This window comes from Staphylococcus caeli (genome assembly GCF_051413795.1).
Taxonomy (GTDB): Bacteria; Bacillota; Bacilli; order Staphylococcales; family Staphylococcaceae; genus Staphylococcus; species Staphylococcus caeli_A.
This window is the reverse complement of record NZ_JBOIRQ010000005.1, coordinates 41,781-56,249: the sequence shown is the minus strand read 5'-3', so window position 1 is coordinate 56,249 and position 14,469 is coordinate 41,781. Positions and strand designations below refer to the sequence as shown.

14 protein-coding genes are annotated in these 14,469 nt (G+C 32.6%); 4 read left to right on the top strand and 10 right to left on the bottom strand.

The window, feature by feature from the left end; all coding sequences use genetic code 11:
- Nucleotides 1-17: 17 nt before the first annotated feature.
- The 3 genes from ACSULM_RS04235 to ACSULM_RS04225 form a co-directional block, all read right to left on the bottom strand.
- On the bottom strand, nucleotides 18-1,583 hold the full coding sequence (locus ACSULM_RS04235; RefSeq protein ID WP_436860804.1) for a malonate decarboxylase subunit alpha: 1,566 nt from the start codon (nucleotides 1,581-1,583) through the stop codon (nucleotides 18-20).
- 432 nt (nucleotides 1,584-2,015) lie between these two features.
- Nucleotides 2,016-2,816, bottom strand: coding sequence for a Cof-type HAD-IIB family hydrolase (locus ACSULM_RS04230; RefSeq protein WP_436860803.1), 801 nt, complete (start codon nucleotides 2,814-2,816; stop codon nucleotides 2,016-2,018).
- Between the two features lie 156 nt (nucleotides 2,817-2,972).
- A complete protein-coding gene (locus tag ACSULM_RS04225) occupies nucleotides 2,973-4,388 on the bottom strand; it encodes an APC family permease (protein ID WP_436860802.1) in 1,416 nt (471 codons plus the stop codon).
- Between the two features lie 247 nt (nucleotides 4,389-4,635).
- On the opposite strand from ACSULM_RS04225, the gene ACSULM_RS04220 reads away from it, so the two are divergent.
- Complete coding sequence (locus ACSULM_RS04220) at nucleotides 4,636-5,469, top strand: aldo/keto reductase (protein WP_436860801.1); 834 nt, start codon at nucleotides 4,636-4,638, stop codon at nucleotides 5,467-5,469.
- A gap of 95 nt (nucleotides 5,470-5,564) precedes the next feature.
- Here ACSULM_RS04220 and ACSULM_RS04215 read toward each other — a convergent pair whose 3' ends face one another.
- The 3 genes from ACSULM_RS04215 to ACSULM_RS04205 form a co-directional block, all read right to left on the bottom strand.
- Nucleotides 5,565-6,689: an MFS transporter gene (locus ACSULM_RS04215; protein ID WP_436860799.1), complete on the bottom strand. Its 1,125-nt coding sequence runs from the start codon at nucleotides 6,687-6,689 to the stop codon at nucleotides 5,565-5,567.
- A gap of 51 nt (nucleotides 6,690-6,740) precedes the next feature.
- Nucleotides 6,741-7,337: a TetR/AcrR family transcriptional regulator gene (locus ACSULM_RS04210; protein WP_436860798.1), complete on the bottom strand. Its 597-nt coding sequence runs from the start codon at nucleotides 7,335-7,337 to the stop codon at nucleotides 6,741-6,743.
- A 119-nt stretch (nucleotides 7,338-7,456) separates the two neighbouring features.
- Nucleotides 7,457-7,753 (bottom strand): hypothetical protein, encoded by a 297-nt coding sequence (locus ACSULM_RS04205; RefSeq protein ID WP_436860797.1) that lies wholly within the window; start codon nucleotides 7,751-7,753, stop codon nucleotides 7,457-7,459.
- Nucleotides 7,754-8,086: 333 nt separating this feature from the next.
- Between ACSULM_RS04205 and ACSULM_RS04200 the strand changes: the two genes are divergently transcribed.
- From ACSULM_RS04200 to ACSULM_RS04190, 3 genes are read left to right on the top strand one after another with little or no spacing between them, the layout of a single operon-like run.
- A complete protein-coding gene (locus tag ACSULM_RS04200; protein ID WP_436855505.1) occupies nucleotides 8,087-8,323 on the top strand; it encodes a FeoA family protein in 237 nt (78 codons plus the stop codon).
- Nucleotides 8,316-10,310, top strand: coding sequence for a ferrous iron transport protein B (gene feoB, locus ACSULM_RS04195; RefSeq protein ID WP_436860795.1), 1,995 nt, complete (start codon nucleotides 8,316-8,318; stop codon nucleotides 10,308-10,310). The genes ACSULM_RS04200 and feoB overlap by 8 nt, the downstream gene beginning before the upstream one ends.
- A 12-nt stretch (nucleotides 10,311-10,322) precedes the next feature.
- Nucleotides 10,323-10,472: a FeoB-associated Cys-rich membrane protein gene (locus ACSULM_RS04190; RefSeq protein ID WP_436860794.1), complete on the top strand. Its 150-nt coding sequence runs from the start codon at nucleotides 10,323-10,325 to the stop codon at nucleotides 10,470-10,472.
- A gap of 75 nt (nucleotides 10,473-10,547) precedes the next feature.
- Here the strand turns inward: ACSULM_RS04190 and ACSULM_RS04185 are convergent, their stop codons facing one another.
- From ACSULM_RS04185 to ACSULM_RS04170, 4 genes are all read right to left on the bottom strand, one after another.
- Nucleotides 10,548-11,375 carry a DUF4238 domain-containing protein gene (locus ACSULM_RS04185; RefSeq protein WP_436860792.1) on the bottom strand — a complete coding sequence of 276 codons (828 nt, stop codon included), beginning with the start codon at nucleotides 11,373-11,375 and terminating at the stop codon, nucleotides 10,548-10,550.
- 22 nt (nucleotides 11,376-11,397) lie between these two features.
- Nucleotides 11,398-12,420 (bottom strand): hypothetical protein, encoded by a 1,023-nt coding sequence (locus ACSULM_RS04180; RefSeq protein WP_436860791.1) that lies wholly within the window; start codon nucleotides 12,418-12,420, stop codon nucleotides 11,398-11,400.
- A gap of 478 nt (nucleotides 12,421-12,898) precedes the next feature.
- Nucleotides 12,899-13,666, bottom strand: a complete 768-nt coding sequence (locus tag ACSULM_RS04175) for a MerR family transcriptional regulator (RefSeq protein WP_436860790.1) — start codon at nucleotides 13,664-13,666, stop codon at nucleotides 12,899-12,901.
- Nucleotides 13,667-13,883: 217 nt separating this feature from the next.
- Nucleotides 13,884-14,444: a helix-turn-helix transcriptional regulator gene (locus ACSULM_RS04170; RefSeq protein ID WP_436860788.1), complete on the bottom strand. Its 561-nt coding sequence runs from the start codon at nucleotides 14,442-14,444 to the stop codon at nucleotides 13,884-13,886.
- Between the last annotated feature and the right edge of the window lie 25 nt (nucleotides 14,445-14,469).

The following is a 14,469-nucleotide window of genomic DNA, read 5'->3' as shown; positions in this document are numbered from 1 at the left end:
CCCTTATTTAAAATATGCTATTCCGAATTCAACAGATGATTCAAACCACCCCATTTATTTTGATAAATATCGTTTTCCGTCACTTTGAGATTCTTCGCAATGATAGGTCGAAAGGCCATCTGTGCTAAGACATCTTGTTCTAAATCTATGCCTGGTGCAATTTCAATCAACAACAACCCCTTGTTTGTTAATTCAAATACTGCACGCTCCGTTACAAAATAAACTTCTTGTTGCAACTTGGTGGCATAATCGGCATTGAAATCTATGCACTTCACTTCGGTCACAAATTTAGAAATTTCACCTTCTTGGGTAACTGTTACCTTATTATCTGCGTAAGATAGTTGACCCCCAACAACCATTGCACCTGAAAAGACGATACGTTTGACTGTTTGACTGATATCTATGAAACCCCCGCAACCATTCATCTTGTCTCCAAATTGAGAAACATTGACGTTGCCATATTGATCGACTTGCGCAAAACTGAGATATGCAACATCGAGTCCATTATTGTAAATAAAATCCCAAGTAAGCTCATGTCTCATTCTCGCACTCAAATTGTAATTCATTCCAAAGTGTTTACCACTGCTAAGCCATCCACCAAATACACCCGTATCAATATTGGGTTGTACTAAGTGATTGACATTTTCTTCCAGTAAGACATTCGATAATTCATTATTGATACCAAAGCCAATGCTGATAACGTCACCCTTTTTTAAAAATTGAGCCGCACGTCTTAATATCACTTTACGCGTACCAAATGCTAAGTATGGTTCTTGCATTTTAGTGACTTGATAGTATCCTGATAATGCTGGTTCATATTGTGTCTGTATCAATTGTCTATGCAAGTTCGAATCCGTATTTATTACAACATAATCTACTAGCTTTCCTGGAATAAATACATCGCTTGGATTAAAGTTTCCTTGTTGTACAATAGCCTTAACTTGCACGATTACTGTACCTTGATTATGATGCGTTGCTAGCGCCACACTGTAGCCTTCTCCAAGATGCGCTTCATGTGTCATATAGATATTACCTTCTTTATCTGCATAAGTACCCCTTAATATGGCAACATCTATTTTTGGAAAATGATACTGTAAATACGTTTGACTATTCACTTCAATGCGAGAAACTAAATCTTCCCTTGTCACCATGTTGACCTTGCCACCTGAATACATTGGATCTACATTGGTGTTCAAACCGATTTTAGTAATCATACCAGGTGATACAGCGGTCGTACTTCTATAATGTGTTGCAATGACACCTTGTGGAAGATAATAGGCTTCAATTTCATTGTTGTGCATTGCTTTAATCGTTTCAGGTGATGCCGTGATAATACTTGTAATTAATCGCTTAATCATACCTCTTGTTGTTAGGGAATCTAAATCATAACTATCGCCACGGTAATCACTAATATCATTCGCTAACATCACCGTAAAGTCTGTAAACGATTCATCTTCATCATTGAGTTCGACTAATGTTTTGAGTATCTCAGCTGGTAAATTAGCCGTTGATAAGGCGGCGAGAGCTATAACATCGCCTTTACTAATGATGTACTTCAGTTCTGAAAATGGAATAATCTTCATATATGTGACTCCTATCTTCATTTTATCCAATCTAAGTTATGCTTTTTTTATTAAAAATGCGCTCCTTTAACATAAAATGTAAGCCCTTACATGTAATATAACATCATTTTTGAAATTTATGCAAAAATTTGTATTTTTACAAATTAAAGTGAATCAATTTTTGAAATAGCATTAAGTGACTATTAATTGTGCTATGCCTTAAGTTATCAACATACATTTAGCTCTTATTTTTTAAAAATCAATCTACCCACTGTCTTAATAACAAAAAATGAGAACGAAACAGAATTAAGTTCTGACTCGCTCTCGATAAAATAGACTAAATTATATAATAATAAGACTTAATATGTTTTTTAAAATGTCACTATTGAATTACGTAAATCATTATGAATAAGGCGTCCTACCGTCTAATATTGAAATTATTTTCTCTTTTGTTTAACGAAATCCAAGTAACAAGTTAAGCGTCTGAATGACACCATCTTCATCATTATTTTTAGCTATGAGGTTCGCTTCTTTTTTTAGTTCTGGATAAGCATTATCCATAGCAACTTTATATTTGGCAGCCTTAAATAAATCTATATCATTAAATCCATCCCCAAATGCAATTGTTTCAGCTGGACTGATTTGAAGCAAACTTTGTATTCGACGAATGGTCGTTCCTTTATTCACACCTAAATCTGCAATATCAATCCATGCCTCATCTGAAGCTACAATATATACTTCAGACTCAAAGTGCGCTAATTGATGTGCAGTCACTTTACAATTTTCCTGAGCATCATGTACTGTAATTTTTAAAAAGTCTTCTTCTACTTCTGAAAAATCATTAACATATGTAACTTCTTGATATGAACCATGCACAATTTGTTTTTCTACTTCTGAAATTGTATTCAATACATATGCACTTGAAGCTGTACAACCAATAATTGTTTGGTTCGGATCAATTTCAGAAATCGCTTGAATCCGTTCTTGTCCCTTTTCATTTTTAATCGTCGCATTATAAATAAATTCACCATTATATTTAATTCTAGTGGCACTATCACCAACAATGAATGTGTCTGTTGATAGATCTCCGACAATACTTTCTACTCGTTCACACTGTTTTCCCGTACAAAATACAAATCTAATATGTGATGCCTCACAGTTTTGTTTTAACTGTTGAAACGCTTCATGATTAAATTGACTTTGACTATCTAAAAAAGTTCCATCCATATCTGTAACAATCAGTTTAATATCCAAAATCATAATCCCCCTTTTTCATTTAGAATCATATTAATTGTATCGATTTATATACTAAAAGTATATTATATAGTTTATATATGTGAAAAAAGGCTATCAAATATTCTATTTAGAACATTTAATAGCCTATCTTAAATTTAATTATTCATTTTAAAATTACTGTTTACGTGTCTTAAATATATAAAATAAATAATACACAATACCAATGATAAACCAAATCAATGTATAAATTTTCGCTTGGCCACTTAATCCCCAAAATACAGCAAATACACATACAAAAATAACAATCGGCATAACTGGATACAACGGCAATTTAAATGCTGGCAACGGTAAATCTTTGCCTTCGCGTTTACGTAACGCGTATATACCAATCGTCACAAACATAAATGCGACTAATGCACCCGCAGATATGAGTTGGGCTAAAAATCCAAATGGAAATACTGAGCCAATGATTACTGCCACGATAGACAATACAATGAGTGCACGATTCGGTAAATTTTTATTGTTTAATTTTCCTAACCAAGACGGTAAAATTCCATCTCGACCAAATGAATAGAGTAGTCTTGATCCAGCAAGCATCATACCGATAAGTGCGGTAAACATACCAATGACTGAAATAGCTTGCACAATAACAGCGACAGTGCCATGTCCACTCATTCTCAATGCCCAACCAACAGGTTCAGCATTATCTTTATAAGAACTATAATCAAACATACCGACTAATACAAGTGCAACCACAATAAATAAAGTAACAGCTATAAGTAGAGACCCTAAAATACCTCTTGGCATTGTTTTTTGTGGATTAATTGCTTCTCCAGAGTTTGCAGCAATTGAATCAAAACCAATATATGCTACAAAAATCACTGAACTTCCTGCATAAATACCTTGCCAGCCTCCAAAAGCACCAGCTGCCGTTTCATGATATTCAGGAATAAACGGTACATAATGACTGATGTCTACAACGGATAAACCTACAATGATAAATAATGCGATCGCGAGCACTTTAAGCACAACGAGAATATTTTGAACGCGGGCAGTCTCAGACGTTCCGCGAGATAATAACAATGCTGTAATCACAACAACAACCGCTGCGATGAGATCCATGATACCGCCATTTGTACCTAATGAATTAGACAATGCGTTGGGTAAAGTAACATGGAAGGGGTCTAACAGTCCTCTTAAATTTGCGGAAAATCCTGAAGCCACAAACGATACCGCAATCAAATACTCTGCAATTAATGCCCAACCAACAATCCAACCGAAGAACTCTCCAAATAAGATGCTAATCCAAGTATAGGCAGAACCTGCAAATGGCATCACTGTTGCCATCTCTGCATACACAAAAGCAACCATAGCTGCGACGATTGCGGCAACTAGGAAAGATAAACTTACAGAAGGTCCTGTATGATCAGCCGCTACCACACCAGGCAATGTAAAAATGGCAGTAGACACAATCGTACCTACACCTAGTGCTAAGAAATCTTTAACACGCAATGTACGTTCTAAATGGGCATCTTTATTTTGATATTGTGATACGTCTTCTTTTCTCATGATTCTATGTAAAAAACTCATTTTTATATTTCTCCTTGCTTTTATTAAAACAAATACGTTGTTAAGTATAATGATTTTTGAATCTATTGTATATGCTATTTTAGAAAGAATTATTGAAGCTAATTTTATAAAGGCTTTATTTTGGAGAATGATAGAGATTTTTTATGGTTACTTCAAAGTGCGTACTTACATTTTTCCTTATATGCGTATACAATGACGTGCATAGCAATGACAAAGCAATTAATTTTCAAATAAAGGAGTCAATTACATGCAATATATAACATTTAATAATGACCATACTATGCCTCAACTGGGTCTGGGTGTCTTTAGAGTTGAAAATAACGATACTGCAAAAGAAGCCGTTAAACATGCCATTATCAAAGGCTACCGCAGTATCGATGCTGCTTTAATATATGAAAATGAAGAAATGGTTGGACGTGGTATTCAAGAAGGTATAGCGGCTGCAGGTATCCAAAGAAGTGATTTATTTATTACTTCAAAATTATGGCTCACGCATTATGGCAAAGAGCAAGTTAGTGTTGGATATGAAACTTCGCTCAACAATTTAGGTTTAGACTACTTGGATCTATATCTCATGCATTGGCCAGGTACAGATAACGCATTAATGATAGATACATGGCACGGCATGGAAACTTTATACAATGAAGGAAAAGTAAAGAACATCGGCGTCAGCAACTTTGAAATCGAACATTTAGAGTCTCTCAAAGCACACGCTTCAATTAAACCAGTGATTAACCAGGTTGAATTTCATCCATATTTAACACAACAAAGTTTACGTGACTATCTCGCAACTGAAAACATACAAATGGAATCATGGTCACCACTCATGAATGCCGAAATTCTTACAGATGACACGATTCAGACCATCGCTGATGAAATTGGTAAAACACCAGCTCAAGTCGTCATTCGTTGGAATATAGAGCACGGCGTTGTTACAATACCAAAGTCAGTGACGCCACATAGAATAGAAGAAAATAGTAATGTCTTCAACTTCTCTCTAACATCAGACCAAATTGCGCGCATCGACGCTTTAAATGAAGATAAACGTATCGGCCCAGATCCGTTAACGTTTAACGGTTAACATTGTACGCGCGTATAAATGAACCAGCTATTTGAAAGTCAATTGTTCAAACAATGATAAAATAATCGTCAATTATTAATACTTATAATTGACGGTTATTTTTTTACATATAAGACAGTAAATAATGCCAATACTGATAAAACAACACCACTATATATCACACTCGTAATAGGTAAGCCTATACTTAGCGTCAAATTACCAATCGCAGTTCCGACAACGACACCCAATGTAATCATTGAATTTAAAAATGTCATAACGATTGTGCTTCCACCTGAGATATTTATCACCCTTACAACAGTAGCAGGATTTAAGGAAATACCTGACATTCCAAATAGCATAATTGCAATAATGACTATAACTGCATTATCAATATAAATAATTAAAAGTATAAACGCGATAATCATTTGTACAATTCCTATTTTTAAAATAGCAAACGTATATTTGTCTCCTAACTTACCAACTACAAAGTTCCCTATAAGCGTCATAATGCCATATATTCCAAGAATCATTGGTAATTGATAAGTCGTAAATACACTAGCTTTTGTAAGTATAGGTTCAAAATAACTTGAAACACCAAATGTTGCCCCTATAATCAGTAATGCTGTTAAATAGGCAAACCATAATGATTTAGATTTCAATAACTTCAATTCACTTAATACATTGACGTCTTGTTCAATATGAACTTTAGGAATAAATATTAATACCATTATAAATCCTATCAAAATTAATAAGCCAATCGAAATATAGCTTATCTTCCAACCATATGTATGACCAACAAAAGTTGCTAGAGGAAGACCAATAATACTACCCAGCATTAAGCCAGAAAGAACAATAGAGGATGCTTCACCTTGTTTTTCCTTCGATACTTGATGAAAAGCAATGTTTAAAGATGTAGCAATTACAACAGAAGCTGCACCACCCGTTACGATTCTCGAAATAACCATTAACAAATAATTAGATGTCAGTCCACCTATAATTTGGCCAATAAAAAATATTAATGTTACACCAACTAGTAAATTTTTAGGATTCATTCGAATAAATGCTATTGTTATAATTGGACCTCCAATAACCATTGCAAGTGCATAATAAGTAATGAGCATACCAATTTGTGATGTTGATACATTAAAGGCATGTGCCATTTCACTCATTAATCCAGAAATGAATAGTTCTGATGTCATCGTAGCAAAAACAACCAATGTTAGAACCCATAATTTTTTCATAATTTCTCCTTTTTGTACCAAACAGTACACAATTATTTAAAATTATAAAGGCTATTTAAATATAGCCTTTATAATCATGTTTTTTCTTTTTATTGCTGTTTCAGTTGTCTCACTATCAATAGCATTTAATAAACGAAAACCAAAATAGTCCATTAAAAATTTATCTTTTAGTTCATCTAACGTATAAACTGATTCCCGTAATTCATTGTGAACTTTCGCCCTATCAACAGCGGTCGAAATCAAAGTCTTAATGGCATCCATATTTCTTTTCATCAAGTTCGCAACTTCAATATCGAGGTTGCCACGCTCTAAATACGAATTAATCATATAGCAGCCTTCAATATTTTCATCGCTAAAATCATTATCAATTCCCCATTGTAACAGTGCATCAATGCCCTCTTTAATTGAGCGATTATTCAAGACTTTTTCACGCTGTATTCTTATACCTTCATCAACATACGCTTCTAACGTAGTAATAAATAGTGTGTGCTTATTTTTAAATGAATGATATAGACTGCTTTTACCTAAATTTGTAACGTCACAAAGCTGCTGTGTAGATACATTACTATAACCACGCTGCCAAAAAGCATCTTGAGCTGATGCCAGTACTTGTTCTCGACGATATGCTTGCGGTCTTCCTTGCTTCATCATATTCACCTACTTCAAGTGAAATATATCATATTGTACTGATTGGTACAATAAAAGTGAATTTTTTCATTACTAGTTTATTTAAGTTATTCATTCAATTGCTAATTACAAATATAATTTCACTCCATACGCTTCAACACTTCTAACTGAATGACTTTTAATGCTTCATTATACTCTCGATTTGTACTTTCCTGTGCATTCACAATTAATAAATCAATCAGAGCAACATTATCCTTCTCACTGACTTCATGCTCAAATTGGTGTATATGTGCTTCTGATGTCTTCGCATTCTGTTTTTCAATTTGATAATATTGATCCGCACCTAGACCACCTTCTTCAATCATCATTGAAATACCGCTTGAACGTGTCTCATTCACCCTTTTCACTTTGATACGTTTATTTTCACGAATTGTCATATGACTCCCTCCTCTTTTTAACAACATGTAATGACAGGCTCTTTACACATTGCTTCACTCACAGGCTTAAAACTTTTAAGATGGACTATATTTAAGCATTCGCTAAATTGTTTTATCGCTTTAAGTGTAATATTACATCAAAATAAATTCAATAACTATGCTCATGTGTTCGAACTACTTTTTATAAATAATAATTTAATTTGCATTTAAAATGCATGATTCTCTCAAAAACATTTAACAAAACATTCACAATTTCAATATGTACGCTACTTTTATTGTGCTAAACCTAACTATATAATTGATAATGATTATTATTATGAAAGAGTGATAGATATGTTGAATTTAAAGACTGGCAAGTTAAACAAAAATTACAAAATTAAAGCGATGCACATTCAAAACAAACACATGATTCAAAGGCTCAATGCATTAGGACTCAATCAAGGAACTAATGTAAAAATTAAGCAGAAATGTTTGTTTAAAGGGCCTTGTATTTTAGAAATCAATGGCCAAAACTTAAGTATTCGCGGCTGTGATGCATGTCAGATTTTTCTAGAGGAAGCTCATGGTTAATAATTACTGTATCTTAGGCAACCCAAACGTAGGTAAAACCTCACTATTCAACGCATTAACAGGCACATATGAATATGTTGGTAACTGGAGTGGTGTAACTGTTGAGAAGAAGGTCGGACGTCTTAAAGAACAAGCTGGTGACCTCGTAGATCTACCAGGAATTTATGAACTGTCGCCAATCTCAAAAGATGAAACCGTAGTAACTGATTACCTATTAAATTCTGGATATTCAGGCATGATTAATATCATCGACGCAAGTCAATTGAAACGTAATTTGCAACTCACTGTGCAATTGATGGAGCTAGGCGCCCCAATTATTATTGGATTAAATATGATAGATGTTGCTGCAAAACGTGGTATTCACATCGATCAAGATGCCTTACTGAAAAAGCTGAAATTGCCAATGCTTCCGATTATCGCAAGAAATGGTAAAGGTACGCATAAACTATTAGAAGCGTTGAAAGACCAACATTTGTCCAACAATCGACCTTTACACATTAATTATGGTGAAAATGTTGAATCAACAATCACACAAATTGTAAACCTATTAAAACAATATGGTGACTTTAAACCACGACAATTTAGATTTATAGCTATACAATATTTACTTGATAATCCTAAAGTCATAGAATTACTTAGCGATGACTTACTTAGTCGTTTAACACCCTTGCACAAGCAATTAACCGCTTCATTATCATCAACAATAAGGGAGCATATCCAAACAAAACGAAATTATTATATAGAAGATTTATTACAAGATACCGTTGTTTATCCAAATGAAGAACGTCAATATTTTTCTTCACGTTTAGACAAACTACTCACACATAAAATACTCGGTATTCCTATTTTCTTAGGTATTATGTGGCTCATATTTCAAATAACGTTTACCTGGGTCGGTACACCCATCTCAGATCAAATTGATGAATTTATAGGGGGCACGCTAACGGATAGTGTTAAATCTATTATGGAAGCAATCGGCTTATTCCCATTCTTACAAGATTTAATTACAGACGGAATTATTGCAGGTGTAGGTGCCGTTATTGTATTTGTGCCTCAGATATTAGTTCTATTCTTCTTTATTTCATTACTCGAAGATTCTGGATATATGGCACGTATTGCCGTACTAATGGATAGAATTATGGAAGTCTTTGGTTTGAGTGGAAAGTCCTTTATTCCAATGATCATCGGATTTGGGTGTAACGTGCCGAGTATTATGGCCGCACGTAGTATTGAAAGCGAGAAAGAACGTTTAACGACGATTATTATCGCACCTTTTATGTCATGTTCTGCCCGTTTACCTGTATACGCGTTATTTGTAGGAGTCTTTTTTGCACATAATCAAGCTCTAGTTGTGCTAAGTCTATACGTTCTAGGTATTATTGTCGCGCTTGCAACAAGTGTGATTTTGACAAAAACTGTTTTGAAAAATGATGATTCCGTATTTATCGTCGAATTACCAACCTATCGTCTACCTTCTGTTAAGACACTTTGGAGAAGTACATGGGAGAAAGCGAAAGGCTTTGTCAAAAAAGCAGGTACCTTTATATTTGGTGGTTCTGTTGTCATTTGGTTATTAAATTACACTGGACCAAGTGGATTCAATGTGGATGTTAATGATAGTTTCTTGCATGCCATCGGAAGTTTCTTCGCTATTTTAGTAGCCCCGTTAGGCTTCGGGACATGGCAAGCCGGTGCAACATTGATTCCTGGCTTCCTGGCTAAAGAAGTCATCGTCAGCTCAATGGCTATCATTTACGCATCTGATGAATCTGGTTTAGTGAATATTATTCAAAATCAATTCACACCACTATCTGCGTATGCATTTATGATTTTTATATTATTGTATATACCATGTTTATCAACAGTCGCTACGATTCGCAAAGAGACTTATTCTATGAAATGGACACTGCTTGCTGTCGCTTATCCCTTAGTCGCAGCCTATGTCTTGTCCTTTATTTTCTATCAAGTTGGACACCTATTTATTTAAGGAAGTGATATTATGACCATACTTATAAACATATTAATCATTTTGGCTATTTTCAGCTATACCGTATTTACGCTCACACGTTTTTTGAAAAAATCTAAAGCAGGCAAATGTCCTTCTTGCGGCATTAAAGATGGCTGTAGCACTGGTAAAAAAATAGAATAACCAAAATATGCTCCTATGATATCGGTGGATATCATGGGAGCATTTTGGTTAACTTAAATTTAATTATATACAAAATTATAAAGGTGAATGTGGTTTACCAATTTTCCAATTTTCATTTTTAAAACGATTATAAATGTACATACTTTCAGTAATATTAAAAGGTTTTTGCGAAATAACATAATAACTAGCAGTATTAATTGTTGCTTTATTTAAATATTGTATTTTTTCTGAATCTAACTTTATTTTCAATTTTTTTGTACTACTTAATGAATCCTCTTGAAAAACAATACAAACATTAGGGGATATAGGTATCATTATCCGTGCCCAATTATCAGTCCCTATTACGGGGTTATCACTTGTTAATAAATTTCTGTCACTTGTCGCAATATGAAATTTCATAGTTATTGGCTGCCTAAATTGTTTTAATAGTTTTTCTAAATTATCTCCTTGTTTAAATATCCAATTAAATTTTTTTATTTTTTCTTTATTTTCTTCTATCTCTTTTAATTCTATTGGTTTACTTCTAGGCTCGTACGAAAATATATTTTCATTCAGTAAAATAAAATTAATTCTTCCAGCATCAGTCCGTAGGTACTGCAACCAAATATATTCAAATAAGAATTGTTGTTGTTGTTTTGAAATCTTTAATGTATTTGAATCAATATTTTTTAGAATATAATCTACGATAGGTTCAATCTTAGATTCATAGTATGATAATTTATTTTCTAAAACATTATCAATTGCTTCATCACTTTCATAAGTATAATTTTTTGCACAAATATTCTCGTAACTCATCACTTGTTCTTTATGCGAAGGACGTATATATACATGTACTTTTTTATTTTCTTTTGCAAAGCGTTTCAACAGACACCTTGGATAGTAGTGTTGCTTTTTTGTAGTCATATTTACTCCTATTATTTTAAATTTAATTATATTTACTTATTATTTCATTAATATTGATATTACTGCTAATTACATAATTATTATTAAAATACTGAGTGAACTCATTTTCAACTGCATTTTTCATACCATATGTTACTAATTTAATTATATCACTCACAATAATAGTAAAGTTCTCAGAACTAATTTTGTTGTATTTTTCTCCTCTATGAATAATATTGTTTCTCATATCATAATAATTATCAAAATAATTATTAATGCATATTTTAATGTTTTCACTATAATCAACCTGTAATTCACTTAATTTAGGAATAAAATGATGATATACTACGTTTTTATAGGAAGACAATTTTTTCTGGGCATCACTGCTATCTAATTTTTCTTTAATTTTATAGTAATTATATGTAAAATTAAAAATGAAAGTTTCAAGAGAAGTCTGATAGTAAATTATTGCATTATTATAGTCTTCTTTATAAAAATACCTTTCCCCCATTCGCATCTTTTCACTAGGAATCATACTTTCTAAATTTTTATAAGCATCCCAATATCTAAAAATAGCACCTAATTCTTTATTACTCAAATTCCTATTTTGATCTTCTAAAATTTTATCTGACCATTTTATAAAAAAAGGTTTTATTTCAAAATTTTCAATTTCTCCATTAATAATTCTACAAGGTTTATATAGTGGAATACTTTGTATGTCACCTTTAGCAACTTGAAAAATGTTATGATAATGAAATTTAACCATAATAATTCTGATAAAATGGTTTACAATTGAAAGTTGTAAATCAAAAATTCGAGAAATTTCATTATCAGATTCTACTGTTAATTGACATACCTTTTCGAAACTGCGTTTATCTAAAATCGTTGTACATTCTACTATACTCCTTTTTTCTTCGAAAGGAATCGGAAGACGATTTCCATATTCAATTTTTCCAGTTGTATTTAAAAATTTTATTAAAGTTCTTTCTCTATCGTCTATAAAACTTTCTCCATTGTTAACTGGAATTCTGAAAGGAAGCATATACTTAAATGTGAGTAATTTCATATTACTATGATTGATTCCATTAATCTGTCTTAGTAGCTTTTCATTTTGTGACGTAAACCTAACATTATTAATTATAACCACCAATCCTTATTTAATTTCACTAAATATACAAAGTTCCACTGATAATATTAAATTTCATATATAAACTATTTGATGCTATATCCTAATACTAATATATATGCTTACTCATCGCTTCAAATTAGTGTCTAATAATTTTAAATCACTTATTTTATTATCTGTAAAACACTATCGAACCCTCAACTTTGTATTATTCCTAATGGAACTATAAATCATTCAAAAAATATTATCAGTAATACATACAAAACTCTCCCCTTACTATGGGAGTAGTATGGGGACTTTTGTTAATGACCAATTACCAATTGATCATTACAATTGCGTAGTGTCTCTAAATAAAAGAAAGTATCTCTATATAATGCTTTTCGTTCAATTTTTACATTGTAATTTTTCAATCTATCATCTATTCTTGATCTTGACCGACATAAATAAGAATTGCGTCTCTCAAAAACTGAGCGCCACCTTTAGCATGTTTATCATAATATGCTGCAAATCTTTCATCGGCTACATACATTTCTGCCAATCCTGCATGTGCCACTTTAGAATAATCCGTCCACGTATACATTAACCAATGCTTATGTTTCTCAGCTAGCTCTTGTGCTAATTCTGATGCAGGATTTCCTGTTTCACATGCTTTTGGAAGCAAATTTTTAATTTTTTCTTCTAACTCAAGCCAATCTTTATACTCCGCTTCAGTCATATTGCTGAATTTTTGGTTACTTTGATCAATTGTTTCATCTCCATATGATGCTCTCATTTCATCACCATATTTATTTTCATTTTCTTGAATTTTTTGTGCTTTAAATCCTTCGAATTTTTCTTTATCTTGCATGATAACTTCTCCTTTCTTACTTGCAATCGTCTTTTCAACAGTTTTGATTACTTGGTCTAGTCGTGCGCGTTTTTGTTTTAAATTATAAAAATGATTTTCCAAAGCTTGCGTCTGGTCAAAAGAAGGTTGCTGAATAATTTCTTTGATTTCGTCAATACTTACATCTAATTCCCGATAAAATACGATTTGTTGAAGCAAATCTACTTCCCGTTGTCCATATATTCGATAACCTGATTCATTAATACGCGCTGGTTTAAGCAATCCAATTTGATCATAATAACGTAACGTTCGATTACTCACACCAGAAATTTTAGCTAATTTACTAACTGTGTATTCCATATGTCACCTCCTGACAAATCTCACTTTACACCCTTACGCAACGTTAACCTCAAGTGCATAATTTCATTTTTTAATATTTGTTTTTCAAATTTGTAATTATGAGTCTATTTTTATGAATTTTTTAGTCTCATCAAATATTTTATACTTATATTACAAGTACAAATAATATAAAATGCACTTCTCAACCATTACTGAGAGGTGCATTTTTTAATTTATATTATTTAAATAAATACAAACTCACTAATAAAACTATTATAAAAGCACCAACGACACACACGAAACTATAAATTGAAGTCATTCTACCTCTTAGTTTAGTAGATCGTACTTCGTTTGGATCCTTACCATTCATAAATGCCACAATGCGATCATACGTTTGAATGTTATATGATTTTTTCAAACGATCTAGCATAATCGATGCTACAATGCCCGTTCCAAGTAACACTACTTCTACCAAAAGTCCGACATTCCCCCACCAATTCATTGCCGGTCCAATTAAAATTGCCCCTAGTAACATTGGCCAAATCATCAAATGTGTCCATACATTAAGTCTATTTTCTTTCAATTTGCGTTCCATAATCTCCACGTCTCCTTTGACTAAGTCATCTAAAGAAACATCGAACAGTGAACTTAACATCAATAAATTATGTATATCTGGATAACTTTTATCATTCTCCCAATTAGAAATTGTTTGTCGTGAAACGAATAATTTTTCAGCTAAAGTTTCTTGAGATAGATGATCACGTTGTCGAAAATACTTAATTTGATGTCCTAGATTCATTTGTTCTACTCCTTTAATTAGAGAT

Bases quoted from the DNA above. Each gene is read 5' to 3' on its own strand.
- ACSULM_RS04235 (WP_436860804.1), bottom strand. From the start codon at position 1,583: ATGAAGATTATTCCATTTTCAGAACTGAAGTACATCATTAGTAAAGGC.
- ACSULM_RS04225 (WP_436860802.1), bottom strand. From the start codon at position 4,388: ATGAGTTTTTTACATAGAATCATGAGAAAAGAAGACGTATCACAATAT.
- ACSULM_RS04220 (WP_436860801.1), top strand. From the start codon at position 4,636: ATGCAATATATAACATTTAATAATGACCATACTATGCCTCAACTGGGT.
- ACSULM_RS04215 (WP_436860799.1), bottom strand. From the start codon at position 6,689: ATGAAAAAATTATGGGTTCTAACATTGGTTGTTTTTGCTACGATGACA.
- ACSULM_RS04210 (WP_436860798.1), bottom strand. From the start codon at position 7,337: ATGAAGCAAGGAAGACCGCAAGCATATCGTCGAGAACAAGTACTGGCA.
- ACSULM_RS04205 (WP_436860797.1), bottom strand. From the start codon at position 7,753: ATGACAATTCGTGAAAATAAACGTATCAAAGTGAAAAGGGTGAATGAG.
- ACSULM_RS04200 (WP_436855505.1), top strand. From the start codon at position 8,087: ATGTTGAATTTAAAGACTGGCAAGTTAAACAAAAATTACAAAATTAAA.
- feoB (WP_436860795.1), top strand. From the start codon at position 8,316: ATGGTTAATAATTACTGTATCTTAGGCAACCCAAACGTAGGTAAAACC.
- ACSULM_RS04190 (WP_436860794.1), top strand. From the start codon at position 10,323: ATGACCATACTTATAAACATATTAATCATTTTGGCTATTTTCAGCTAT.
- ACSULM_RS04185 (WP_436860792.1), bottom strand. From the start codon at position 11,375: ATGACTACAAAAAAGCAACACTACTATCCAAGGTGTCTGTTGAAACGC.
- ACSULM_RS04180 (WP_436860791.1), bottom strand. From the start codon at position 12,420: ATGAAATTACTCACATTTAAGTATATGCTTCCTTTCAGAATTCCAGTT.
- ACSULM_RS04175 (WP_436860790.1), bottom strand. From the start codon at position 13,666: ATGGAATACACAGTTAGTAAATTAGCTAAAATTTCTGGTGTGAGTAAT.
- ACSULM_RS04170 (WP_436860788.1), bottom strand. From the start codon at position 14,444: ATGAATCTAGGACATCAAATTAAGTATTTTCGACAACGTGATCATCTA.